Genomic DNA, 26,306 nt, shown 5'->3' with positions numbered 1-26,306 from the left:
CTTTAGAATCCAAGATCACGCTGGATCTCGTCCATTTGTATCATGTCCTCTGCTTCCTGCAATGTGGGAACTACGACTAATTCTTCTGGTAATTCATCTATTCCCAATGCATCATTAACAATCACAAAACTTTTGTTCGCTCCTCTATGCAAATTGGATACTTCCAGAAATGCCAGCAGCTGATGATTCTCTAAATTCTTGTAGTTACTTAAATCCACAACAATATTAGAAGATTCAAAATCGTGATGGTGTTTGGTTAACTCACTCGTAAAGTCTTTAAGCTCTGCATCTTCAGCAGCGATAAGTATGTAATTATCTTTCTCGGTTCTTTTCATAATTTCTTTTATTGTTTGATCTTGGATGCGAGCAAATAAATTACTGCCATTCTCACCGCAACCCCATTTTGTACCTGATCAAGTATGATCGCATGTTCAGAATCTGCCACGTCGCTAGTGATCTCCACTCCCCTATTTATTGGTCCGGGATGCATGATCACAATTTCCTTATTGAGACTATCCAGCATCTTTTTATTAAGTCCGAATTGCTTTACATATTCTCTTGTACTAGGGAAATAACTGATATCCATACGCTCATTCTGAACGCGCAGCATGTTTGCTACATCACACCAATCCAGAGCTTTTTTGAGATTAGTTTCAACCTTTACCCCCAGAGATTCAATATGTTTTGGCAGCAAGGTTTTGGGTCCACACACTTTGACTTCGGCACCTTGAAGCTTTAGTGCAAAAATATTGGAAAGGGCTACCCGGCTGTGAAGAATATCTCCCACGATAACGACCTTCTTCCCGCTTACATCCCCAAGCTTTTCACGAATAGAATAGGAATCTAACAAAGCCTGGGTAGGATGCTCATGGGCTCCGTCTCCGGCATTAATAATACTGGCGTTTACATGCCGTGAAAGAAATATTCCAGCTCCAGGATTTGGATGTCTCATCACGACCATATCGACCTTCATCGAAAGGATGTTATTCACAGTATCGATTAGGGTTTCTCCTTTTTTTACTGAAGAGGACGCTGCAGAAAAATTTATAACATCTGCGCTTAGCCTTTTTTCTGCCAGTTCAAAAGAAAGTCTGGTTCTTGTACTATTTTCGAAAAAGAGGTTTGCAATGGTAATGTCTCTAAGCGATGGTACTTTTTTGATAGGTCTGTTGATCACTTCCTTAAAATGATCTGCAGTCTTAAATATTAATTCTATATCTTCCTGCTGAAGATATTTGATTCCCAATAAGTGATCTACACTTAATTCACTACTCATGATCCAAGTCTTTTGCAATTAAATAAACCGCATCTTCTCCATCCTGTTCTTTCCAGCTTACTTTTACTTTCTCGTCATTGATCGCATCTACCTGTCTTCCTGTGTAATCTGGTTGAATTGGCAAATGCCTACTGAAGCGCCTGTCTATCAAGCTTAACAATTCAATTTCGAGTGGTCTTCCGAAGGATTGGATAGCAGTTAGTGCCGCTCTAATGCTTCGGCCGGTGTACAGGACATCATCAATAAAAATTACATTCTTATCCTCCACTACGAAATCTATTCTGGTCTTATTCGCTTCCAAAGGTTTTTCACCTCTTCTGAAGTCATCGCGGTAAAAGGTAATATCAAGCTGACCAGTTTTCAAGTGATCCAATCCATACTCACTTTTCAGGATGTTGATAATCCTTTCAGCAACGTATATTCCACGCGGCTGAATCCCTATAAGTACGGTATTTTCAAAATTTGTATGCTTTTCTACTAATTGACAGGCCAACCTGTGAAGAATGATATCAAGTTGATTTGAGTCTAAAAGAACTTTGCGGCTCATAAAACTGGTTGTAGATTGAAACAAAAGTAAGGCTTTTTTTGGATTGATCTTTTACTAAACTATAGTCTGATCGTTTTATCATTCCACTGCTGAAAACTATTCATATATATTTATATCTAGTTTATTTCTCAGAAATTCTTCAATAGCGTTTTCAACGATCTCTGTATCCTTTGATTTTATATCACTCCCTACGAAATGAGTTTCCGGGGTGGCCAGTGGTTTCAAAACTACCATTGAGTCTGGAGTGCTCAATAATTTATGAATGTTTTCATAGATATCCACTTCTACATGTTCATCTTCCTGTATGAAGTTCTTATGATAGTATAAAGTTAGTACTGGACATTTCACTTTCTTAAATGTCTCCGGTATCATTGTGGTTTCGACGAGAACCTGAAGATCTACCAGAGCCCGTGAAGGATATATGGTATCCCAGTATTGAGTAGCGATTTTTTGCTCATGCTCAATTTTCCTGTTATCCCCGAAGCTTATCAAGCTCGCAATCTCATAGCCCCAAGGAGTATTCAACACAAAAGTACCGGGTTGATCATCCTCAAGGTTTGGCCCCATATTTATGAGAGCATGAACATCTTCAGGAAATTCAGCAGCAAGCTTAAACGCCAGAGTTCCTCCAGTAGACGTACTCATTATAATGACCTTTTCCCCAATCTGCTTTCCAATGGCCAAAGCTTCCTTTGCAGACTGCCAGGCATTCTCTCCATTAAAATCATCCAGACTTGCCTGAGGCTCCAGTCCGTGACCAGCCCAGCGAGCATAGTAAATATTTGCATTTAATTTCTTGGCAATGTTTTTATTTACCGGATAACCATCCCGGTAACTACCGGCAAAACCATGAAGATAAATGATGCTATATTCAGTTTTAACAGGTGATTCTCCAAACCATTCAATACGAGCCTGGTTATCCTTACGGGTAGGTTTTTTCGATTCTCTATCGTTAATATAAGCATCCAGATTTTTAAGACCGGAAGCTATCATCGGAAGCTGTAAATCATATTCCGGTTCTTCTGGAACTGGTCCGGTAAAGTATGTAACCCCCAGAACCACCACGAGAATAAGCACAATCCAGTATCTTTTTTTCATGCTTCAATATTACTGAAATTTGATTAACCTCTTTGCTTCAACTTAAGCTAAATCTATCCGAAAAAGAAGTTTTATAGACTGCTCTAACCTGAAGAACATAGAGCTGGTTAATCAGCATTTATCTTTGTTTTTTGAGCCTTTATCGATTAAATAATAGGAACATGTCTATTTAAAGTTAATAGAAGTTGCTTAAATGGAAGAAATTATTTTAATTGCAGTAAGAGACACCCCCAATCTACACTAATCAACTTAATATGCAGAGCGTGAGAGACAGCGAGATCTCATTAATTATGCGAGAACCTCAAGTTTTCGAATTTATTCAAAAATTTGGCTTGCACGGATTTTTGATATACAAGCCGGAGCAACCAAAAATTATCTGGTTTAATACTCAGATTCTGCGAAACCTTGGATTTGCCGCCCCCGTGCATATCCTTGAAAAGAAAAAAGTTGAAGACCTTTTGGAATTGTACAGCTGGAATATACTACTTTCTAATATTCCCAAGAGTGATGTTAAATCCGGACAAATTAAACTTAAAACATCCAAAGATCACTTCAGTAATTTTACCTATAAAGTAATTCAGTCAGCTAACCATTCATTAATATTCGCACTGGAAGAACAGAAGCAGAATGTTATTCAGCAATTATCCAGCAGTATCGTTGGAGGAATTAGCAGCGAGGAAATTAGCCAGATGAAAAAAAGGTTTGAACTCAAAAGGTTATTTATAGAACAGGCTCCCTCTGCAATTGCAATGTTTGACAACAATCTGAAATATATAGCAGTTTCAAAAAGGTGGTTAAAAGATTATAATATTGAACATATCGATGTGGTGGGCAAATCACATTATGAGATCTTTCCTGAAATTGGGGAAGACTGGAAACAAATCCATAAGGAATGCCTTAGCGGGGCTATACATAGTAAAGATGAAGAATGTTTTGTACGTGCCGATGGTTCGAAGAACTGGATTACGTGGGAAGTACGGCCATGGTACAATCCTGAAAACGAAATTGGAGGTATTATTATGCATACTGCAGATATTACTGAAATTAAAAATAGCCAGGCTGAAAACCACCGCAAGCAAGAACTAATGGAGAAGGTTCTGGAAAGTGTTGATGTAGGTATCGTAGCTTGTGATGCTGAAGGCAAACTCACGTTGTTTAATCAAGCTACGAAAAACTGGCATGGTTTACCTGCAAATCCTGTTCCTGTAGAAGAGCTATCCCGTCATTATGGTTTGTATAATGCCGATGGCACGCGACCTCTGGAACAGCACGAAATTCCACTTATAAGAGCACTCAGTACCGGGCCGATCGCTAATGAAGTGATTAGAATACGACCTGTTTATGGAGAAGAAATTACAGTATCTGTAAACGGTGTTCAGCTTTTCGATCAGGATGGTAAACTTGCTGGAGCGGTAGTAGCTATGCACAATATTAATCATAGGCTAACTGCAGAAAAGAAATTGCGTATTAGTGAGCAGACATTTCGGGGCAGTTTTGAGCATGCCGCCATTGGAATGGCAATTCTGAATATTAGTGGGGAATGGCTTAGTGTAAATAAGAGTCTTTGCAATATAATAGGGTATAATGAAGAAGAGCTCAGAAAACTAACATTTCAGGATATTACCCATCCGGATGATTTGAATACCGATTTAAGCTTACTCAATGAGCTGGTTGCCGGGGAACGAGAATTTTATCACATGGAAAAAAGATATTTCCATAAGAACGGATCGATCGTATTCATCAAACTTGCCGTATCACTGGTTCGGGATCATAAAGGCAGACCACTGCATTTTGTTTCACAAATTACAGATATTACTAAAGAAAAAATCGCTTCAGAAAAACTGCGACTAACTTTAGGGAAACTAGAAGGGATCTTCAACGCAAGTACGCATGTTAGTATCATTTCAACAGATTCTGAAGGGCGCATAGAATCCTTCAACAAAGGAGCTGAAAGGATGCTTGGATATACCCAGACTGAAGTCTCGCAGCAATTGAACATAACCTCAATTCATATATCTAACGAACTTGAATCCTTCTCGAAAAACCTCTTCAGTGATTATGAAAACTATGATCTCCCTGAGTTTTTGAAAAAGATTTCAAACAGTAAAAAGCTCAAAAATAAGGATTGGACCTACGTTAGAAAAGATGGTACAGAATTTCCTGTACAATTGGCAATTACAGCAATTTCAGAGAACGGCGAGAATACAGGATACCTTTTTATGGCTATCGATATTACAAATTTAAAACTAGTACAGGAAGAACTTTCCAGCGTGATGACCATCACTCAGGAACAAAATGCGAGACTAAAAAACTTTGCTCATATAGTTTCTCACAATCTACGATCACATTCCAGTAATATTGGGATGCTCCTAGATCTTTCGATGAGTGATTACCCAGAATTAAAAAAGAACGAAATCTTCTCTCATTTAAATAATGCATCGAACAATTTAGCGGAAACAATTAAACATCTAAACGAAGTCACACTTATCAATACTGCCGTTGAAGAAAATTTAGATGCTGTAAATCTTTACAAAAGTGCAGAAAATATCAAACATTCAATTTCAGCCATTGCACTGAGAGAAATGGTTGATATTCAAAACATCATTCCAGATGATATTTATGTATTAGGAGTTCCGGCATATATAGATAGCATACTTCTAAACTTTATGACCAATGCTTTAAAATACAGCTCTTTAGAAAAAGATTCTTTTGTAAAATTAAGCGCGAGAATACTAGACGATGGATTTGTTCAAATTGATATTGAAGATAATGGCCTTGGTATAGACCTTAAAAAACACCGGAGAAAATTGTTTGGAATGTATAAAACCTTTCATAAAAATAAGGACTCCAGAGGAATTGGGTTATTCATTACGAAGAATCAAATTGAAGCCCTACACGGTAAAGTTCAGGTTGAAAGTGCACCTGGACATGGAACGACCTTCTCAATCTATTTAAAGAATTATGAAAAAAGTTGATATAGCCTGTATTATAGATGACGATCCAATTTTTATCTATGGCACAAAAAGGATCATGGAAATGGCAAATTTTGCCGAGAGTATTATGGTATTTAAAAATGGTGAAGAAGCAATTACCAAATTACGGCCTATCATGATATCTAATAAATCAGTTCCGGATGTTATATTACTGGACCTGAATATGCCAATTATGGATGGATGGCAATTTCTGGATGAGTTCATAACTATTCCAAGTTCAAAAAAGGTCGTTATATATATAGTAACTTCTTCAGTAGATCCAGATGATGTAGAAAGGGCAAAGAGTTATGGTGAAGTAGATAATTATCTTATTAAACCTATCAAAGCAGATCAACTCATGGATTTAATGAATAACTTTCAGAAGAATATATTCTCAACAGAAAATAGGTCAGAAAAGTAATTTTACAGAAGAACTAACAGCTTCCTGAACATTCGATCAGAAATTTCGTCCGGTAACTCGCAATTTTTATATTCAGATTAGGTCATAAGATGACTCACTTGCGAATTTGTCCTTAAATTAAGATGATAAATAATATTGTTATGTCCAATATGATTGACAAAATTTCATTTCTAACTATAATCTTTCTCTCCAATTTTGTGATATCTCAGAATGAAGTAAGGATAAAAGATCATTTAAAAGAATCAACTCATATAAATGGTAAAGAATCCTATCTAAATTCACCGTTTGTTACCTCAGGAAGAAGAACATATATGGTTGGCTATCAAGATGGCTCATTTCCTGAAATAGGATGGCATATTAACGGAGAGATGGGTGGAATCTGGAATCATCCTATCAAACTTTTTGACGGTGTCTCAGCAGAGATTATAATAGAACAGGACAGCCTGGAATTAAATAATGCAGCACTATTTACTAACTATCCATATGCCAGCCTGCATTCTTTCAATTTTGCGCAAAAACAAATTGAAATAGAACGATGGCAATTTGTATCTGACACAACACAAAGTCTGGCCATTCAGTTCATTCTTAAAAATACAGGATCTGAATCGAGAAACTTAAAATTTAATTTCAGTGCATATTCAGATCTGAGACCAACCTGGCTGGGAGAAAGAACTAATATGGTGGATTCACCAGATCGTGCTGTATACCACGGTGATCATGACTACTGGATTATTAATGATAGTATAAACCCGTGGAGTGCGGTCTTTAAAGCTGATAGAAAATCAGACTATCACCAAAATGTCCCTAAGAAGTATCGTGGCATCGGGACAGGAACACTTCTTGGCTATGATCTGTCTATAGAGCCTGGGGAGTCTGAAATGATCACTTTTTTTTTGCCGGATCATATACTTCCGTTTCAAACTCTCTCAAGGATCTTAACCATATAAAAAATAACCTGAAAAGTGAAATCACCTATAAAAAGGAGAAATACAAGCAGATTGCACAAAATTCAAAGTTAACCATTTCAGATAAAAATATACAGCAAACATTTGAATGGTTAAAGTACAACTGTGAATGGCTTGTACAGACTGTTCCTGAAATTGGAACTGGTATAACCGCTGGTGTACCAGACTACCCCTGGTGGTTTGGAGTAGATAGCGAATACGCATTGAGAGGATTTATGGCGGTTGGCCAGACCGAAGCGGTCGATAAAACCATCAAATTACTAGATAGCGTATCTATGGCGATTAATTCAAACGGCCGTATTATCCACGAACTGTCCACAAATGGGGCTGTTTTTAATAATGGAAATATTAATGAAACCCCACAGTTCGCTTCGTTGATCTGGGAGATCTATAAATGGAACGGTAACCATAGCTTCCTCAATAAATATTTTCCCACCATTAAAAAAGGTCTAAACTGGTTAATGAACGAAAACGATGCCAATAAAAATCTTTTTCCGGATGGCTTTGGAATGATGGAAATTCATGGACTGGATAGTGAAATGATCGATGTTGCTTCTTATACCCAGAAAGGATTCGAGGATGCTTCTCTAATCGCTAAAGTATTGAATCAGGATGCTTTAAGTGAAGATTACAAACGTATTTCCGAAAGTTTAAAACGCAAGATCAATTCCGATTTCTGGTCTGAAGAATTTCAATCTTTCGCAGATTTCATTGGTACTGATTCCCAGGCTTTGAGATTAATTGATGATGCAATCGTAAGAGCCGATACCTTAAATAAACCCTGGTCTGTATCAGAATTGAAGAAAACAAAGGCTTATATCCAGAATAATCCCTCTGCCGAGTCGCGCCCTTTCGTTTTACACCATAATTGGGTGGTAAATACTCCAATGGAAATGAAGATAGCAGATTCTTCCAAAGCTATTAAAGCCCTAAAGACAGCTGAAATTTACACGAATCCATTTGGGGTATTTGTAACAGGGATAGACCGCGATGAATCATCAGATACAGGAAATGAAAGTTTCAAAGGAAGTAAAAGTTTTTCCTATACAGGGGCTGTAATGACACTTCCAACCGGAGTTCAGGCAATTGCTGAAAACAATTATGGCCGGCCTGATAAAGCATTGAGTTATCTTAAGAAAATGACCCGTTCGTTCAGCTATGCCTTCCCTGGAAGTATGTACGAAGTAAGTCCGGATTATGGGATGATCACTCAGGCATGGACCATTTACAGCTATGCAATTCCAATTATTCAGCAATTCTTTGGGATTGATCCAATGGCTTCCGAAAAACTTGTAACGATCAAACCACAAATGCCAGGAGAGTGGGAAAATGTTTCTCTGGAAAATGTAAAAATAGCGCAGAACTCACTTTCGATCCATTATTCGAAATTGAATGATAAAGTTTCTTTTAAAATTAGTCAGCTTCAGCCAGAATGGAAGGTTAGAATCATCTTACCTGAAGGCAATTATCAAGTGAGTGGAGAAATTTTAGCTCAGGAAGATAAAGGCAGTTCATCTTTTCTATTAACCGGAAATGAAGCGGAAATAATATCCAATTAAGAACGGATAAATTGAATATAAAAAAAACCTCCTTATCGAACTAAGGAGGTTTTTATATTTAATGTCTGAGAGAGTTAATTAGCTCTTCCCTTCCATCTTGTCTTTCAACGCTTGAAGATCAGCATTAACATCACCAATTGTAGTGGCGTTGTCCTTGTTTTGCGAAGCTGATTTCTTAGCAGCCTGCTTAACGATTTTTTGCTCTTCTTCTTTGTGAATTACCATATGAGAAGCTACCACTCTTTTGAATTCTTTATTGAATTCAATGATCTGGAATTCTGCTTCTTCACCTTTCTTAAGTTTAGAACCGTCTTCTTTCTCCAGATGTCTCTGTGGAACGAATGCAGTAATATCCTCATTGAAGTCGATAGTTGCACCTTTGTCTACGATCTCAGTGATCTCAGCAGTATGTTTTGTTCCAACTCCAAAGTCGGCTTCATACTTATCCCAAGGGTTATCTTCGATCTGCTTGTGACCAAGACTAAGTTTTCTACCATCAACATCCAGTTCAAGAACTACAACTTCAAGCTTATCACCTACGTTTGTAAACTCAGATGGGTGCTTGATCTTTTTGGTCCATGAAAGATCAGAGATATAAATAAGTCCGTCGATTCCTTCTTCTAACTCAACGAATACTCCGAAGTTAGTGAAGTTACGAACGATACCTTCATGTCTTGACCCAACAGGATATTTAGTAGTGATATCAGTCCATGGATCCTGGCTCAATTGCTTGATACCAAGAGACATTTTTCTGTCTTCTCTATCTAAAGTAAGGATTTGAGCATCAACCTCATCACCAACATTTACGAAATCCTGAGCTGATCGCAAGTGCGTGCTCCAAGACATTTCAGAAACGTGGATAAGACCTTCAACACCTTCAGCAACTTCGATAAATGCACCGTAATCTGCGATTACAACTACTTTACCTTTTACATTGTCACCAACCTTAAGATCTTCGCTAAGCGCATCCCATGGGTGCTGGCTAAGTTGTTTAAGACCTAACTGAATTCTAGACTTAGACTCATCAAAATCAAGAATTACAACGTTAAGTTTTTGATCTAGTTCAACGATCTCATTTGGATGGTTGATTCTAGACCAGCTAAGGTCTGTAATGTGAACAAGTCCATCAACACCTCCAAGGTCAACGAATACACCGTAAGAAGTAATATTCTTAACAGTACCTTCAAGTACCTGACCTTTTTCAAGCTGTCCAATGATCTCTTTCTTCTGCTCTTCGATATCTGCTTCGATAAGCGCTTTGTGAGAAACAACAACGTTTTTAAATTCGTGGTTGATCTTTACAACTTTGAATTCCATGTTCTTTCCAACGTAAGCATCGTAATCACGAATTGGCTTCACATCGATTTGCGATCCTGGAAGGAAAGCTTCAATACCAAATACGTCTACGATCATACCACCTTTGGTACGACATTTAATGAATCCATTTACAACAAGACTTTCATCATGTGCTGTATTTACTCTTTCCCATGCCTTGATCACTCTCGCCTTACGGTGAGAAAGGATCAACTGACCTGTAGAATCTTCACGAACGTCAATAAGTACTTCAACTTCATCACCTTCTTTAAGGTCTGGGTTGTAACGAAATTCGTTTAGAGAAATAACACCTTCACTCTTTGCATTGATATCAATGATTGCATCACGATCTGTAATATTAATTACTTTTCCTGTTACAACCTCGTCATCTAAAGTGTCAACGAAATTTTCAGCTACTAGTTTTTCGAATTCTTCCAGCTTCTTATCGTCGATAGGATCAATTCCTTCTTCGTAATTGTGCCAGTTAAATTCTTCTAGAAATTTCTCAGGGTTTGCCTGTTGCGTTTCTGCGTCAGGTTGAGACTCATTTGCCATACCGGCAACATCTTGTACTTCGATTTCCTGAGATTCTTTGTTTGTGTTTTCTTCAGCCATTACTGACTCCTAAATTTGTATTCTGTGTTTCTTCGGAAATCTTTCAGCAAAACAGAAACTACAGAAGTTGTTTATAGTTTTGATTTTCAACCCTTTTTGGATTCCCGGTATTCTGCCAAAAAAGGAGTGCAAAAATACATAACTAAATAAAAATCCGCAACTAATACTTAGATTAATTGCGGAGGTTTTATTCTTTATAAATCAAGTGACTAGCTCACCTCATCAATTCGTTTATTAGCGATCTCTAAGATCTTATCAAATTGCTCTTCCAGGTCCATTTCAGAATTATCAAATTCCACGGCGTCTTCAGCCTGGATTAGCGGCGAATCTTCCCGCGTTGAATCCATAAAATCACGATCCTTCACATTTTTCAAGACCGCGTCAAATTCCACCTCATCACCTCTTTCAATAAGCTCATCGTATCTTCGTTGGGCTCTTTTTTCAGTAGAAGCTGTCATAAAGATCTTTAGCTCAGCATCTGGAAAAACTACGGTCCCTATGTCGCGCCCATCCATGACAACACCTTTCTCTTTTCCCATCTCCTGCTGCTGGTCTACAAGCATTTTTCGAACATCTGTAACAGCTGCAACCTTACTCACCTGTTCCGAAACTTCCATGTATCGAATTTCTTTCTCAACATTTTCACCATTCAGATACATTTCACCAAAACCTTTTTCTTCATTGAAAATGAATTTTAAACTAACAAAAGGCAAATGCCTGATGATCGCTTCTTCATCGAAGTTAGTATCTGAAACAAATAGCTTTCGCATCATATACAAAGTCACCGCGCGATACATGGCGCCGGTATCGACGTATACATAATTCAATTTTTTAGCCAGTCCTTTTGCAACAGTGCTTTTGCCCGTTGAAGAAAAGCCGTCGATGGCGATCGTTATTTTCTTGCTCATATTCTCTAAACTTCTAATTACAAAGGTAAATTTTTAAACTTTTTACTAGGTATATATCCAAAAGAAAAGCCCCTTTCGGGGCTTCTTAGTCTATAATTTCTTAGCGTTTCTTACCGCCTGCTTGGTAATGGCAATATCTATGACATCGCTCATATCCCTTACATAATGAAAGGTTAGACCCTTTAAATATACGTCCTTAATCTCCTCGATATCTCGCTTATTTTCTTCGCAAAGGATCAATTCCTTAATACGGGCTCTTTTGGCCGCCAGGATCTTTTCCTTAATTCCGCCAACGGGTAGAACCTTTCCTCGTAAAGTGATCTCGCCGGTCATGGCAATACTCTTTTTAACTTTCTTCTGAGTAAATAGGGATACAAGAGAAGTAAGCATGGTGATACCTGCACTAGGACCATCCTTAGGGGTTGCGCCTTCTGGGACGTGTATATGTACATTATACTTCTCAAAAATTGAGGCATCGATTCCGAGATCATCTGCGTTCGCTTTGATATATTCCATAGCGATAGTGGCCGATTCCTTCATCACTTTCCCCAGATTTCCGGTAATACTAAGATTCCCCTTACCCTTAGAAAGAATAGATTCGATAAACAAAATATCACCACCCACCTGAGTCCAGGCAAGTCCGGTAACTACACCAGCAACATCATTGTTCTCATATTTATCACGCTCCATTTTGGGACTTCCAAGAATTTCAATAATATCTTCTTCGTTTAATTTGATATTATATTCATCTTCCATTGCAATGTTCTTGGCTGCATATCTAACCACTTTGGCTATTTGTTTCTCCAGAGATCTCACTCCAGATTCCCGGGTATAACCTTCAACAATTTTCTCAAGTTGCTTTTTACCAACTTTAAGATGTTCTGCAGTCAGACCGTGTTCTTCTAATTGCTTCGGAAGTAAATGTCTTTTTGCGATCTCTACTTTCTCCTCAATCGTATAACCTGTCACATTGATAATTTCCATTCGGTCTCTTAGTGCTGGCTGAATTGTATTCAATGAATTACAGGTAGCGATAAACATCACCTTGGATAGGTCAAATCCCATCTCGAGGAAGTTGTCATGAAATTCTGAATTCTGCTCAGGATCCAGTACTTCGAGTAATGCTGAAGAAGGGTCTCCAGCATTTCCCATACTTAATTTGTCGATCTCATCCAGAACAAAAACAGGATTGCTGGTTCCGGCTTTCTTTAAACTTTGAATAATTCTACCTGGCATAGCACCAATGTAGGTTTTTCTATGTCCGCGTATTTCTGCTTCATCTCTTAGACCACCCAAAGAAATCCTCACATATTCTCTACCAAGTGCTTCCGCTACCGACTTTCCAAGAGAAGTTTTACCAACTCCGGGAGGTCCATATAGGCAAAGAATTGGAGACTTCATATCGTTTCGCAGCTTTAAAACTGCAAGATATTCTATGATCCTTCTTTTCACATCATCAAGACCATAATGATCACGATCAAGAATTTTCTTAGCTCTTTTTAGATCGAATTTATCTTTACTAAACTCGTTCCATGGAAGATCCAGGAACAGGTCCAGGTAATTTCTTTGTATGGAATATTCTGCAACCTGCGGATTCATACGTTGCATCTTGGAAAGTTCTTTCTCAAAATGTTTCTGAACATCCTCATCCCATTGCTTGTCTTTTGCGCGATCACGCATTTCTACAATTTCACCTTCATGAGAAACTCCCCCAAGCTCTTCCTGGATGGTCTTCATTTGCTGGTGAAGGAAATATTCTCTTTGCTGCTGACTCATATCACTTTGAACCTTGCTCTGAATATCATTTTTAAGTTCGAGTTTCTGGTTCTCAGTATTCATATGCTTCAGCGTGGAAAGTGCTCTTTCTTTAAGATCGTTCATCTCCAGTAACTTCTGCTTTTCAGAAACAGATAGAGACATATTAGAAGAAACAAAATTGATAAGGAAAGAATTACTTTCTATGTTTTTGATCGCAAAGGAAGCTTCCGAAGGAATATTAGGACTCCCTTTGATAATTTGAAGCGCAAGGTCCTTGATAGATTCTATGATCGCTCCAAATTCAGCATTATCCTTCTCAGGACGATTATCAGGAACCTCAGCGACGGTAGCATTCATATAAGGTTCTTCGGTCACCACCTGTGTGATCTGGAAGCGCTTTTTACCCTGAATAATAACTGTTGTATTACCATCAGGCATTTTCAACACTCGAAGAATACGTGCAACTACTCCAACCTTATTAATATCCTTTGAAGTTGGATTCTCTACTTCCTCGTCCTTCTGAGAAACGACGCCAATGATCTTACTTCCATTATTCGCTTCATTAATAAGCTTAATAGAAGCATCTCTACCCGCCGTAATAGGAATTACAACTCCTGGAAATAAAACCGTATTTCTAAGAGGTAGAATTGGTAAGGTTTCCGGAAGATTTTCTTTATTAATTTCTTCTTCATCTTCAGGTGTCATTAAAGGAATCAATTCTGCATCTTCATCTATTCCCTGAAATGACAAACTGTCAATATTAGTAAACTTTGTTTTAGCCATAATTGTATTTAAGTCAAACTGTCACCAGATTAAATTTAAGTAATTTGGTGACGTTCGTTAAAAGCCTTGAAATGCAATGCATTGGAGCTTTCTATAGTTTTGCAATATCAAATATTCAATTCCTATGCCACGCCTTACTTATAAATTTATTTTCAGAAAGTGTAACAATCTTTAATTATTCCCATCTTTAATATAGAAACCAGACATTAATTGACACCAACCATCACACATATTAATGATCTTGTTGCCCGTTGCCGTCAAGGAGAACAACGTGCGCAGATGGAAATCTATGATCGGTATTACAAAGCAATGTACAATACCGCCTATAGAATTACAGGACATTCTGCTGAAGCTGAAGATATTATGCAGGAATCGTTTTTAAAGGCCTTTACAAGAATAGAAAGTTTTAACGAGGATGCCACCTTTGGTGCCTGGCTGAAACGTATCGTGATCAATCAAAGTATCACTGCTTTGAACAAATCCAAAAAGTTGGCGGAGGTTTCTTATAATGATGAGCTAAGAAATGAACAGGACTCTTGTGGTTTGGTAATCGATGATTATACCAATGACAAAGTGAAATTAGTGCTTAACGCATTAAAGAATTTGAAAGAAAACTACAGAGTTTGTCTAACACTACATCTTATTGAAGGATTTGATCAGGAAGAAATTGGTGAGATTATGAAAATTTCATACGGAAACTGTAGAACGATGATTTCCAGAGCTAAAGAAAGTTTAAGAAAAAAATTGCAGCAACATGAGAGATAATGAATTTGAAGAATTCTTCGAGTCTGCAAATTTTGACATCGAAGAACCGCAAACAGATCATCGCGAAAAGTTTGCCCGTAAGCTGGAAAAAACTAAAAAGTCAGAAAAAGCTGGGAGCAACTCAGGAAAGATCTGGATAGGATTATTGAGTATCGCTGCAGTATTGGCCTTGGTGCTGTTACTATCCAATAATTTTAACCAGGAAAACCAATCAGATCTGGCAAGTATTTCTCCTGAAATGAGGCAGACTCAGCAATTTTATTCAGGATTAATTGAAAAAGAACTCATCGCTCTAAATGCGGAAGCTACTCCTGAAACTCAGGCGATCATCAAGGATGCCCTTCAGCAATTAAAAAAACTGGAAAATCGATATAAAACAATGGAGAATGATCTTCTAGAAAGTGGAAATGATAAAAGAGTGATACACGCCATGATTCAAAATTTCCAGCAGCGAATAGATCTACTTAGCCAAGTTTTAGAACAAGTTGAAAACATCAAATCATTAAACAATCAAAATTATGAAAGCAATACTATCTAGCATCCTATTCCTCATGGTGCTCGTTACCAACATGTACCCTGAAAGCAAATGCACAGAGCCTGAAATTACGACTGAAGCATCTGTTATTGAAGAAGCCAAACACACCCGAAAAAAGACGATAAGGAAGGAATTTGACGTAAAGACGAATGGTGATCTCAATATTAACAATAGTTACGGGAACATCGATATTGTGACCTGGAAAGAAGATCGGGTTCTTATTGAGGTTACCATCAAAACCAATGGGAACGATGAGGATGATGTGGAAGACAAACTCAATGATATACGAGTGGAATTTGAACAGAATTCTTCAGGAGTGACGGCAACTACCAAATTCTCTAAGGAAAACAGGTCCTGGTGGAAGAATATTTTTGATGGATTCGACAATGTGAACATGGAAGTGAATTACGTGATTCGCGCTCCGGAGAACAACAATCTTACTCTCGATAATAATTACGGCGGAATCTACATCGACAAAACTTTTGGGAATACTGATATCAATTGTGACTACGGAAAGATAGACGTTGGTGAGTTAAATGGCCGCTCTAATATTCTGAATTTTGATTATAGCAGAAGCAGCCGAATTGGATTTGTTACCAATGCTGAAATTGATGCGGACTATTCAGATTATGAAATTGGAGAAGCCGAAGAATTATTGGTAAATGCAGATTATACCAAGTCCCGAATTCGGAAAGTGACCAAACTTGATTTTAACTGTGATTATGGAAGTATTGAGATCAACAAAGTAAAGGTCCTCATTGGGAATGGAGATTACTTAACAACCAAAGTAGACAGGATATTCACTTCTGCAGACATCAATCTTGATTATGGATCTTTGCATATCGAAAAAATAGTAAATGGTACCAAATCTGTGAATATTGACACCGATTATGCTGGTGTTCATTTGGGCTATGATCGGGAAATGACGTTCAGTTTTGACGTAAAGACCAGTTATGGCGGCATTAACGGAACAGATGGTTTGGATGTTCGCCGTACCAATGAAAAAAACACTAGTAAATCCATCTCCGGAAACTATGGTTCTGGTTCTGGAGCAAGGATCGATATTTCGACTAGTTATGGAAGCGTAAAATTTAGCAAAGAATAATTAATCATCAATTAAAATAACTATTATGAAAAAAGCACTATTACTATCAACCTTCTTCCTTCTTGCCTTCACCTCTGCCCACGCACAATGGGGCAGTAAAAAAATTCGTGGAAACGGAGATATGGTAACTGAAACCAGGAATACTTCAGAATATGAAAAAATTCATGTGGTTGGATCCATGAACGTAAAATTAGTTTCGGGAACTGAAGGAAATATCAAAGTTGCTGCAGAAAGTAATCTTCAGGAATATATACTTACGGAAGTAAAAAATGGTACGCTTAAAATTTCTACAGAAAAAGGCGTTAACCTTCAGACTAGAAAAGATCTGCTCATTACTGTTCCCGTAAAAAGTGTGAATGACATTTCGCTTACTGGAAGCGGGGATATCTGGACACAGGATCAACTTTCAGAAGAAAGATTGAGCGTGAGTGTTACAGGATCTGGAGATATGGTTCTGGATATACAAACAAATTATTTGAAAGGTCATGTAACCGGGTCGGGTGACATTAAGATCAAAGGTAGTAGTGACAATTTTGAATGTAACGTAACCGGAAGCGGTGATTTTGACGCATTCGATTTGAGAGCCAAAAATGTTGAAGCAAGAGTTTCCGGTTCAGGGGATGTTATGGTTTACGCTTCTTCAAGTTTGAAAGCAAATGTGAGTGGCTCAGGAGATATAGTATACAAAGGTGATCCGGAAAAACAAAGTTTTAAAACGAATGGTTCCGGAAGTGTTTCCAGCTACTAATAAGTATTAAAATTGCTGTAATATTAAAACCTGTCTTCTGGCAGGTTTTTTATTTTGGATGCTTTTTAGGTACACGCATTAATAAAAATACTCCGGCAATAAAGAAGACTACCAGGAAAAGAATTGAACTTCTAATACTACCAGTAATTTGAGCTACCAAACCATACATGAACATCCCGATCACGATCCCGATCTTTTCTGCTACATCGTAAAAACTAAAATAACTGGCAGTGTCTACAGCATTCTCTGGTAACATTTTGGAATAAGTAGATCTTGATAGTGATTGGATCCCACCCATAACCAAACCTACTGAAGCTGCTGCTACATAAAATTGTTGCGGAGTTGTAATAAAATAAGCATACCCACAAATTGCTATCCAAATCAGGTTGATAAAAATCAGGATCTTAACATCTCCATATTTAATGGCTAGTCGCGAGGTTAAAAAAGCTCCAAGCACCGCTACAAGCTGAATTAGCAAAATACTTATGATCAAACCTGTAGTTGCATCCTGTTCTCCCCATTCCAGTTCTTCGATCCCAAAATAAGTCGCGATCAACATAATAGTTTGAACAGCCATACTGTAAACAAAGAATGCCACTAAATAGCGCTTCAATTGTTTATTCTGATTGATCTTAAACCAGATACCTTTCAATTCCTTGAACCCGTTGAATAGTACATTCTTTGTAAGTCGAGCTTTTTTATTACCTTTTGGAAGATAATAATAGGTATACTGACTAAAGGCGATCCACCAGATTCCCGTAAGTACGAAAGAAAGTCGTGTAGGCAAACCTTCATCTTCAAAGCCAAACCATTCGTATTTCAAGATCATGATTAGGCAAAGCACAAGTAGTATCACGCTACCCAAATAGCCAAGGGAAAATCCCTTCGCACTTGCTTTATCCTGTTGATCATTAAAGGCGATATCTGGCAGGTATGAATTATAGAACACCAGGCTGGACCAAAATCCAATAAGTGCAAGAAAGTAGCAAAGCAAGCCGAACCAGAGATTCTCAAGATTGAACCAGAACAAACCTATGCAGGATACGGCTCCGAGATAACAGAAGAATTTCAGGAAGTTCTTTTTGTTTCCAACATAATCGGCAATACCAGACAGAAATGGACTAAGAAAACTAACCACAAGAAATGCAGCGGCTGTAACGTAACTAATTAGAGTATCATTATTCCAGTTGAAACCTAAAAAGCTAACCGTATCGCTGATGATATTCCCTTCGGAATCCTTTACGATCGTTAGGGCACCATAAAATATTGGAAATATTGCCGAGGAGATAACCAGACTATAAACTGAATTGGCCCAATCATAAAAAGCCCATGCGTGAATTAGCTTTTTGCTGCCTTTAGGTAATTGCTTCATGCACTAAAAATAGAAAAAGCCACCGAGACCGGTGGCTTTTCAATTTTAATTTTAAGATAACTTATTTAAAAGTAGTAGATCCGTATTTTTTCGCTTCAGCAATAGCTTCAGGAGCCCACTGAGTTAAATTGTTGATCCTTGTTGCATTCGAAGGGTGAGTACTCAAAAATTCTGGTGGAGCCTGCCCGCCACTATTAGCTTGCATTCTTTTCCATAATTCAGGAGCTTCCCTAGGATCGTAACCAGCAATTGCCATAAGTGTTAACCCAATTCTATCAGCTTCAGACTCATGACTTCTGCTAAAAGGGAGCATTACTCCTACTGTCGTACCTAATCCATATGCCTGAGCAAAAATTTGTTGCGTACTTTCACTACGACCACTAACAGCTACTGTTCCAGCTACTGCTCCTAATTGTTGTAATTGAGCTGCACTCATTCTTTGAGCACCGTGATCTGCAAGTGCATGGGCGATCTCATGAGCCATGATTGTAGCGAGACCATTTGTATTCTGAGCTTCATCCAAAATACCTGTATAAACGACAACTTTTCCACCAGGCATAGCAAAAGCGTTGGCCTGATCATCTTTTACAAGATTGAACTCCCATTTAAAGTCATTCATAAAACCCTGGTAACCGTTGGCGTTCAAATATCTTTCAGCAGCAGTTACAATATCTTCTCCTAGTCTTTTAACCTTTCTGGATTCTTCCGTATTATTCACGACTTCGGCTTCGTTCAGAAATTGATTGTATTGTTCAAAAGAAGTTGGGAACAATTGATCATTGGAGACAAAGTTCAAATTTTTCTCTCCAGTAAATGGATTAGTCTTACATGAGACCACCATAAGCAGTACACTTAAACCTAATAAGGCATTCTTAATTTTCATATCGTTGGTTTTTGATACCTAAAAGTACAAAAGCAGCAAACCTGCTCGAGTTGAATTAAGTATGATTTAACAATAAAAGCAGTTTCAAAAACAATACCATTGTTGATATTTGCAGTATTCACAAGGCTTTCAAAGCATATTACAAACAACGTATGAAAGCCGACTCACGACCAGAACGCACCCAAAATGACTCAAAATACTAAAGACAGCATACCGGTTCAAAGACTATTGGTTCCGCAGTATATTCTAACTACATCCCAAATTCTAACGAAAGTAAGTCCGTTTCTGGCCAGCAGATTTGCGGCGAAGCTATTTCTTACTCCTTTCCGTTATAAACTTCCGGAGAGAGAAAAGGAAATGGATGAAAACACAGAACAGGAAAAGGTAATAGTTCCTTCAGTGAACCGAGAAATCGTGACCTACAAATATGGAAAGTCAAGTAAGAAAGTTCTGCTTGTTCATGGCTGGAGCGGCCGGGGAACTCAGCTGGCTAAAATTGCTTCAGCATTAAAAGTAATGGGCTATCAAACGATAAGCTTTGATGCTCCAGGACATGGAAAAGCCGACGGGAAAATGAGCATGATGCCTTTCTTTATTGAAGCTGTAAAATTTCTGGATAATAAGTATGGTCCATTTGAAGCTGTAATCGGACATTCTCTTGGAGGTATGTCATCTCTTAGAGCTATAAAGGATGGATTAAAAACCAACAAGCTAATATTGATTGGAACGGCAAATAACGTTACCGAGATCACTAAAAACTTTGCTGCTAACATGAAAATGAACGATAAGGTTGCTAGGAAGATGAAAGCATATCTGGACAATAAATTTAAACAGGATATGGACGCACTTTCTGGTGCAGAGTCTGCCAAAGAAGTGTTTACTCCTACTCTTATTATTCACGACGAACATGATGTGGATGTTGAAGTGAATTCGGCTTACGAGATTGATGAGGTTCTGGAGAATAGTGAATTGATGATCACCGAAAACCTTGGACACCGCAGGATACTAGGTAATCCTGAAGTAATTAACAAAATTACAAGTTTTATAGCGGCACAATAATTGTAATTTTAAAGAAAAAATTAAAAGATGAAAAAGTTTTTAATACTAAGCCTAATGGCCACGTTTCTGTTTAGTTGTAACGGAAATGCACAGAAAGATTCTACTAAGGAAAGTTCCAAATCCTACGAAGTAACCAAGTCCAAAGAGGAATGGAAAGCAGAATTAACTTCACAGGAGTATGCAGTTTTGAGAGAGGCGGCAACAGAAAGACCTTATAGTAGTGATCTACTGGATATTAAAGAACCTGGGATCTTCGTGTGCGCTGCTTGTGGAAATGAATTATACGAGAATGAGCACAAATTTGAAAGCGGTACCGGATGGCCAAGTTTTGATCGTGCGATCGAAGGCGGTGTTGCCTATGGAAGTGATTCTAAATTAGGTTACCAGCGTGATGAAGTGCATTGTGCTAAGTGTGGTGGACATCTTGGTCATGTTTTTAATGATGGTCCCAGAGAAACTACGGGAAAAAGACATTGTATCAACGGAGTCGCTATGGACTTCGAACCAAAAAAGTAATAATATGAAGAAGTATAATATAGAAAAGACTGAAGAGGAGTGGAAAGAAAAACTTTCTCCTGAGCAGTATAGAGTTTTAAGAGGAAAAGGAACTGAAGCACCGCATACTGGTGAGTACAATCTTCATTTTGAAGATGGTGACTATCAGTGTGCGGCCTGCGGAGAGCAATTATTTGAGAGTGATGCAAAATTTGAAAGTGGATGTGGATGGCCAAGTTTCGACAATGCGATTGATGGAAAAGTAGAGTATATTCAGGATAGAACATTTGGAATGATACGCACTGAAATCCTTTGTTCTAACTGCGGAAGCCATCTTGGCCACGTTTTTGATGATGGTCCTACAGAGACCGGCCAGCGCTTTTGCGTGAATTCGGCCAGCATCAACTTTAATCAATAACTAAATCCAATTTATCATGAAAAAATTACTATCACTTATTTTAATAGCAAGTACGATCGTCGCATGTTCTTCAGACGGTGAAGTTGGACCTCCAGGACCTCCGGGACAGGATGGTGTAGATGGGCTGGATGGTCTTGGATATACTTATGAAAGAACAATTGATTTTGAGTATTTAGCCGATGTCAATTATTACTCACAAGTATTTGACATTCCAGACGAAGTGGCTACATTCGAACCGGAATCAGATGCAGTTTTAATTTATCGCTTGGAAATTTTAGATGCAGAGGACGGTGGCACTATAGATTCATGGAGCCAAATTCCTCAAAATTTCTTTCTGAATCAAGGAACAATACAGTATGTTTTTAATTACACTGTTTCGGATATAGAAATAATAATAGATGGGAATTTTGATTTGAGCGGTCTTAGCAGTCAATTTACAGAAAATCAAACCTTCAGAATTGTAGTTCTTCCATCTGCTACGTTTGAAGCCAACGCAGATGTTGATTTTTCAAATTTTGAGCAGGTACAGAAACGTTTCGGTTTAGATCTTAAATAGTTTAAAGTTCTAGTTACAAATTTACAACAACAGCCCATCAGTATTTGATGGGCTTTTTTCATATTATAATGGGTCTTCTCAGCTTTTAGTTTAAGCTGAAATTCCTTAAATTCGCAACTTCGTTAACCGAATCAAAATATTCTGAATATGACTAAATATGATATTATAGTTCTAGGTAGTGGCCCAGGTGGATATGTAACTGCCATTCGTGCTTCTCAACTAGGTTTCAAAACCGCTATTGTTGAGAAGGAAAGTCTTGGTGGAGTTTGTCTTAACTGGGGATGTATTCCAACCAAAGCATTATTAAAAAGTGCTGAAGTTTTTGAATACCTGAAACATGCTGAAGACTATGGTTTAAAACTTGAAAATCCAGATAAGGATTTTGATGCGGTAGTAAAACGAAGCAGAGATGTTGCCAATGGAATGAGTAAAGGTGTTCAGTTCTTAATGAAGAAGAACAAAATTGATGTTCTTGAAGGTTATGGTAAACTTAAATCTGGTAAAAAAGTAGAGGTTACCGACAGTAAAGACAAGAAAACTGAATACCAGGCAGATAATATCATCATTGCAACTGGAGCAAGATCAAGAGAATTGCCAAATCTTAAGCAAGATGGTAAAACAGTGATCGGTTACCGTGAAGCAATGACTCTTAAAAAGCAGCCAAAGAAAATGATCGTCGTTGGCTCCGGAGCGATTGGTGTGGAATTCGCGCACTTCTATAATTCTATGGGAACAGAAGTAACGGTGGTGGAATATCTACCTAACGTTGTTCCTTTAGAGGATGAAGAAGTTTCCAAGCAATTTGAAAGAAGCATCAAGAAAGCCGGCATCAAAGTAATGACGAATTCTTCAGTAGAAAGCGTTGAGAAATCTGGTGATAAAGTAAAAGCTAAAGTAAAGACCAAAAAAGGAGAAGAAACTCTGGAAGCAGACATAGTACTTTCTGCAGTTGGAATTAAAACTAATATCGAAAATATTGGCCTGGAAGATCTTGGGATCAAGACAGACAAGGACAAGATTCTCGTGAATGATTTTTATCAAACAAATGTTTCAGGAATTTACGCAATTGGAGATGTAGTAGCCGGACCAGCTCTGGCGCATGTTGCTTCTGCGGAAGGGATTCTTTGTGTTGAAAAGATCAAAGGAATGGATGTAGAACCACTTGACTACGGAAACATTCCTGGATGTACTTATGCTACTCCGGAAATTGCTTCAGTTGGAATGACTGAAAAGCAGGCAAAAGAAGCTGGTTATGAATTGAAAATTGGGAAATTCCCTTTTTCAGCTTCAGGAAAAGCGAGCGCATCTGGTAAGAAGGATGGTTTCGTTAAGGTGATCTTTGATGCTAAGTATGGTGAATGGTTAGGTTGCCATATGATTGGTGCCGGAGTAACTGATATGATCGCAGAAGCGGTTTTAGGTAGAAAGCTTGAAACTACAGGTCATGAAGTACTAAAAGCAGTTCACCCACACCCAACGATGAGTGAAGCGGTAATGGAAGCTGTAGCTGCTGCTTACGATGAAGTGATCCACTTGTAATAAGCAAACATATTATATATTAAAACCCGCTTTCAGATGAAGGCGGGTTTTTTATTTTAATGCGATATATGCTAGACTATACAAAGAATCACGATGATCATATTTCTAGCTTCTACTGAAGTTAAATTCAGCTTAGCGAAATAGATACTATTTGGAAATTTTACTTCGGAAGAAGATCACAAAAACAAAATTCTGTATCCCAGGATTTTTCAGTATCGCTATGACAATTATCTTCATCTTTCGCAGAAGAATAGGATCGCTTTACCTTCTCTCCTACTTCAAACTTAACAGGTTTTTCGAAAATTGGTCCGTCGTAAACAAAGGTGTGAAATTCCCCGTTTTCTCCACAGGGATCAACATTCTCGGGTAAGTCATTTACAAACTCTTTATCGATAAGTCTTCCGCAGAAAGAATCATCGAGCACTTTGGAGTTGGTACAAACCACGATTGCTTTAAAATTGAGATCTATAAACTGCTGAATCAATTCCTTTGTATTGAGTTTCCATAAAGGAAAGACCGCCTGAACATTAGCTTTCTGTAATTGCTCTTCACGATAGGTTCGTAGATCCTCAAGGAATATATCGCCAAAAATCGCATGAGAAAAATCTTCTGATTTTAACTGATTTGTAGCCTCAGCCATCTTCTGATTATAGGTTTCCATTCCCGCATTAGCAGGAAGATCTATAATTTGTAAATCCATACCGATGCATTGAGCCTGTTGAAGCAGCAATTCTCTACGCACTCCGTGCATGGTAACTCTATCAACATCTGCACTTAGACTCGTTACCAGCTTTCCAACTTGCAGCTCCCTGTTCTTCCGGGCGTAGTACAAAGACATTGCAGCATCTTTTCCACTGCTCCAGTTGATATAAGCTTTATTCATCGTCCTTTAGAAAACTTTGAATGGCTAGGTCATAACTTTGCAGACCAAAGCCAACAATAATACCTTTCGAATTAGGTGAAATGTAGGATTTGTGCCTGAAATCCTCACGGGAAAAAGTGTTGGAAATATGGACCTCTACCACCGGAATATTAATTGCTGCGACTGCATCACCAATTCCTACTGAAGTATGAGTATAAGCAGCAGCATTGAGAATGATGCCATCAAAATCTTCCTGTCCCTTCTGGATCATATCTATAAGCTCCCCTTCAATATTGGTTTGATTGTAAGAAAGCTCAATGTTTCTAAATTTGAACTGAAGTTCTGAAAAGTAGTCTTCAAAACTTTTGCTGCCGTAAGTATCAGGTTCCCTGGTTCCTAACAGATTAAGATTAGGCCCGTTTAATATCAATAATTTCATAAGGTGAAAATAATCAATTCTGAAGAAAAAGTAAGAATAGGCTAAGCAGTTCTAGAATGATGTTTTGAATTTGAAATTTAAAGGTTGTAGAGGTATATACTGCACAGGAGAAACCGCCTTCCCCGAATTTAGATTCTGAAAACCAAAAAAGTAATTGGCTTCTAAAGAAGTGTTTTTATTTACTTCATAATCTACACCAAGACCTGTGGTAAAATCATAGTCTCTCGTACCGTCAATACTTGAATAGATGATCTCCTGACCGCCCGCCATTATTGAAAAGTCTGAATTACCTAATTGATATTTTAGATTATATCCCATAATATCGGTCTTACTGGTCGGGTTCTCATACCTCACCTGATGAGGCTGTAATTTCAAGCCCGGCACTATTTCACCAAGATCGAAAGTATCAGCTTCCAGGTTGCTATCATTATAATATTTTACCTGTCCCTGTTGACCTTCAAAATTGATTTTAGCACGATTTTCTTCAGGTGTTAATGGAGATTCTTCCCTTTCCTGAGCCACAAGAATGGAAGAACATATAGCAAGGATCAATAAGATATTGAAAGATTTCAGCATAATTAGATAGGTTTTAGTAGTCGTAAGCGTAATAACAATAATAACGAAATTGATTCAGGTTTATTCTAAAAAAAAGCGAAGATTTAATCTTCGCTTTAAAATTTAAATTTTTCAATGTATTAGAATTTGTAGCCGACTCCTATCATCAATGAATTTATTCCTTCTTTGAGGTCATTGGACATATGAAGTTCATGATCTTTAAATCTATTCGTGACCTCGTGATAGTATTTAGCTTCCACGAAAAAATGTTCGTTAATATTATATCCAAGTCCGAAACCCAGATCAATACCAAAATCCTGATTATGTCTAACGCGTTCTTCATCAAAAATTATAGATGCCTGTGGCCCACCCTGAAGATAGAAACCGGAATCAGCTATACTATATTTCAACATGAGGGGAACATACAGCATATTAGAATCATGAGAATTTGAATAATTTACACCGGGCACAAGACTTAATGATTCATTAAGGCTAATATCCAGAAAGGCACCAACATAGTATCCGGATTCACTGAGATTATAGTTATAAACTTCATCTTTTACGGAATAGATTGAATTTAAATAACCAGCTGTAACTCCAAAAGAAGTTTCTTGAGCAAAAGATGACAAAGAGAGGATTGCAAATCCTGCGATCAAAATGATTTTTTTAAACATTAAATAATAATTTAAATAGGTTAGATGTAAGGTATAGCAAGGAAAACGAAGCTCATTCTGAAATATTATCCACTAACGTTTATAA

General features: G+C 37.8%; 26 protein-coding genes. 13 read left to right on the top strand and 13 right to left on the bottom strand.

Features of this window, described 5'->3' with window-relative positions:
- Positions 1-2: 2 nt before the first annotated feature.
- From T8I65_RS06960 to T8I65_RS06945, 4 genes are all read right to left on the bottom strand, one after another.
- The gene (locus T8I65_RS06960) at positions 3-335 is read right to left on the bottom strand and encodes a ribonuclease Z (RefSeq protein WP_322302668.1); all 333 of its coding nucleotides are present in this window, start codon (positions 333-335) and stop codon (positions 3-5) included.
- Positions 336-343: 8 nt separating this feature from the next.
- A complete protein-coding gene (locus T8I65_RS06955; protein ID WP_322302667.1) occupies positions 344-1,276 on the bottom strand; it encodes an aspartate carbamoyltransferase catalytic subunit in 933 nt (310 codons plus the stop codon).
- A complete protein-coding gene (gene pyrR / locus T8I65_RS06950; RefSeq protein WP_322302666.1) occupies positions 1,269-1,823 on the bottom strand; it encodes a bifunctional pyr operon transcriptional regulator/uracil phosphoribosyltransferase PyrR in 555 nt (184 codons plus the stop codon). Before pyrR ends, T8I65_RS06955 begins: the two co-directional genes overlap by 8 nt.
- A 96-nt stretch (positions 1,824-1,919) precedes the next feature.
- Complete coding sequence (locus T8I65_RS06945) at positions 1,920-2,921, bottom strand: alpha/beta hydrolase (protein ID WP_322302665.1); 1,002 nt, start codon at positions 2,919-2,921, stop codon at positions 1,920-1,922.
- Positions 2,922-3,175: 254 nt separating this feature from the next.
- Between T8I65_RS06945 and T8I65_RS06940 the strand changes: the two genes are divergently transcribed.
- The 4 genes from T8I65_RS06940 (at position 3,176) to T8I65_RS06925 (ending at position 8,838) form a co-directional block, all read left to right on the top strand.
- Entirely contained in the window at positions 3,176-5,896 is a 2,721-nt protein-coding gene (locus T8I65_RS06940; protein ID WP_322302664.1) for a PAS domain S-box protein, read from the top strand.
- Positions 5,883-6,314 (top strand): response regulator, encoded by a 432-nt coding sequence (locus T8I65_RS06935; RefSeq protein ID WP_322302663.1) that lies wholly within the window; start codon positions 5,883-5,885, stop codon positions 6,312-6,314. Before T8I65_RS06940 ends, T8I65_RS06935 begins: the two co-directional genes overlap by 14 nt.
- Positions 6,315-6,454: 140 nt before the next feature.
- Entirely contained in the window at positions 6,455-7,261 is an 807-nt protein-coding gene (locus T8I65_RS06930) for a hypothetical protein (RefSeq protein WP_322302662.1), read from the top strand.
- 293 nt (positions 7,262-7,554) lie between these two features.
- Complete coding sequence (locus tag T8I65_RS06925; RefSeq protein ID WP_322302661.1) at positions 7,555-8,838, top strand: hypothetical protein; 1,284 nt, start codon at positions 7,555-7,557, stop codon at positions 8,836-8,838.
- A 78-nt stretch (positions 8,839-8,916) separates the two neighbouring features.
- Here the strand turns inward: T8I65_RS06925 and rpsA are convergent, their stop codons facing one another.
- The 3 genes from rpsA to lon all read right to left on the bottom strand — a co-directional run bounded on the left by rpsA (position 8,917) and on the right by lon (position 14,216).
- Positions 8,917-10,767 carry a 30S ribosomal protein S1 gene (gene rpsA, locus T8I65_RS06920; protein WP_322302660.1) on the bottom strand — a complete coding sequence of 617 codons (1,851 nt, stop codon included), beginning with the start codon at positions 10,765-10,767 and terminating at the stop codon, positions 8,917-8,919.
- A 209-nt stretch (positions 10,768-10,976) separates the two neighbouring features.
- On the bottom strand, positions 10,977-11,675 hold the full coding sequence (gene cmk, locus T8I65_RS06915; RefSeq protein ID WP_322302659.1) for a (d)CMP kinase: 699 nt from the start codon (positions 11,673-11,675) through the stop codon (positions 10,977-10,979).
- Between the two features lie 90 nt (positions 11,676-11,765).
- A complete protein-coding gene (lon, locus tag T8I65_RS06910) occupies positions 11,766-14,216 on the bottom strand; it encodes an endopeptidase La (RefSeq protein WP_322302658.1) in 2,451 nt (816 codons plus the stop codon).
- Positions 14,217-14,426: 210 nt separating this feature from the next.
- On the opposite strand from lon, the gene T8I65_RS06905 reads away from it, so the two are divergent.
- From T8I65_RS06905 to T8I65_RS06890, 4 genes are read left to right on the top strand one after another with little or no spacing between them, the layout of a single operon-like run.
- Complete coding sequence (locus T8I65_RS06905; RefSeq protein ID WP_322302657.1) at positions 14,427-14,981, top strand: RNA polymerase sigma factor; 555 nt, start codon at positions 14,427-14,429, stop codon at positions 14,979-14,981.
- Positions 14,971-15,519, top strand: coding sequence for a DUF4179 domain-containing protein (locus T8I65_RS06900; protein WP_322302656.1), 549 nt, complete (start codon positions 14,971-14,973; stop codon positions 15,517-15,519). Before T8I65_RS06905 ends, T8I65_RS06900 begins: the two co-directional genes overlap by 11 nt.
- Entirely contained in the window at positions 15,500-16,621 is a 1,122-nt protein-coding gene (locus T8I65_RS06895; protein ID WP_322302655.1) for a hypothetical protein, read from the top strand. Before T8I65_RS06900 ends, T8I65_RS06895 begins: the two co-directional genes overlap by 20 nt.
- 25 nt (positions 16,622-16,646) lie before the next feature.
- Complete coding sequence (locus T8I65_RS06890; RefSeq protein ID WP_322302654.1) at positions 16,647-17,369, top strand: head GIN domain-containing protein; 723 nt, start codon at positions 16,647-16,649, stop codon at positions 17,367-17,369.
- 49 nt (positions 17,370-17,418) lie between these two features.
- On the opposite strand, the gene T8I65_RS06885 is transcribed toward T8I65_RS06890, so the two are convergent.
- Positions 17,419-18,741 carry an MFS transporter gene (locus tag T8I65_RS06885; protein WP_322302653.1) on the bottom strand — a complete coding sequence of 441 codons (1,323 nt, stop codon included), beginning with the start codon at positions 18,739-18,741 and terminating at the stop codon, positions 17,419-17,421.
- A gap of 61 nt (positions 18,742-18,802) precedes the next feature.
- A complete protein-coding gene (locus tag T8I65_RS06880) occupies positions 18,803-19,624 on the bottom strand; it encodes a M48 family metallopeptidase (protein WP_322302652.1) in 822 nt (273 codons plus the stop codon).
- 186 nt (positions 19,625-19,810) lie between these two features.
- Between T8I65_RS06880 and T8I65_RS06875 the strand changes: the two genes are divergently transcribed.
- The 5 genes from T8I65_RS06875 (at position 19,811) to lpdA (ending at position 23,691) form a co-directional block, all read left to right on the top strand.
- On the top strand, positions 19,811-20,683 hold the full coding sequence (locus tag T8I65_RS06875) for an alpha/beta hydrolase (RefSeq protein WP_322302651.1): 873 nt from the start codon (positions 19,811-19,813) through the stop codon (positions 20,681-20,683).
- Between the two features lie 27 nt (positions 20,684-20,710).
- Complete coding sequence (gene msrB / locus T8I65_RS06870; protein WP_322302650.1) at positions 20,711-21,199, top strand: peptide-methionine (R)-S-oxide reductase MsrB; 489 nt, start codon at positions 20,711-20,713, stop codon at positions 21,197-21,199.
- A 4-nt stretch (positions 21,200-21,203) separates the two neighbouring features.
- A complete protein-coding gene (msrB, locus tag T8I65_RS06865) occupies positions 21,204-21,596 on the top strand; it encodes a peptide-methionine (R)-S-oxide reductase MsrB (RefSeq protein WP_322302649.1) in 393 nt (130 codons plus the stop codon).
- Positions 21,597-21,612: 16 nt separating this feature from the next.
- A complete protein-coding gene (locus tag T8I65_RS06860) occupies positions 21,613-22,152 on the top strand; it encodes a hypothetical protein (RefSeq protein ID WP_298248212.1) in 540 nt (179 codons plus the stop codon).
- 147 nt (positions 22,153-22,299) lie between these two features.
- Complete coding sequence (gene lpdA, locus T8I65_RS06855; protein WP_322302648.1) at positions 22,300-23,691, top strand: dihydrolipoyl dehydrogenase; 1,392 nt, start codon at positions 22,300-22,302, stop codon at positions 23,689-23,691.
- A gap of 160 nt (positions 23,692-23,851) precedes the next feature.
- On the opposite strand, the gene T8I65_RS06850 is transcribed toward lpdA, so the two are convergent.
- From T8I65_RS06850 to T8I65_RS06835, 4 genes are all read right to left on the bottom strand, one after another.
- Positions 23,852-24,574 carry a diphthine--ammonia ligase gene (locus T8I65_RS06850; protein ID WP_322302647.1) on the bottom strand — a complete coding sequence of 241 codons (723 nt, stop codon included), beginning with the start codon at positions 24,572-24,574 and terminating at the stop codon, positions 23,852-23,854.
- On the bottom strand, positions 24,567-24,992 hold the full coding sequence (aroQ, locus tag T8I65_RS06845; RefSeq protein ID WP_322302646.1) for a type II 3-dehydroquinate dehydratase: 426 nt from the start codon (positions 24,990-24,992) through the stop codon (positions 24,567-24,569). The genes T8I65_RS06850 and aroQ overlap by 8 nt, the downstream gene beginning before the upstream one ends.
- Positions 24,993-25,043: 51 nt before the next feature.
- On the bottom strand, positions 25,044-25,568 hold the full coding sequence (locus tag T8I65_RS06840) for a hypothetical protein (protein ID WP_322302645.1): 525 nt from the start codon (positions 25,566-25,568) through the stop codon (positions 25,044-25,046).
- Between the two features lie 119 nt (positions 25,569-25,687).
- Complete coding sequence (locus T8I65_RS06835) at positions 25,688-26,221, bottom strand: porin family protein (RefSeq protein ID WP_322302644.1); 534 nt, start codon at positions 26,219-26,221, stop codon at positions 25,688-25,690.
- Positions 26,222-26,306: the final 85 nt, after the last annotated feature.

The sequence above is a fragment of the Christiangramia sp. OXR-203 genome, from assembly GCF_034372165.1.
In the GTDB taxonomy this organism is placed as follows: Bacteria; Bacteroidota; Bacteroidia; order Flavobacteriales; family Flavobacteriaceae; genus Christiangramia.
Note: the sequence above shows the minus strand (reverse complement) of the source record. Positions and strands in the feature narration are given on the sequence as shown.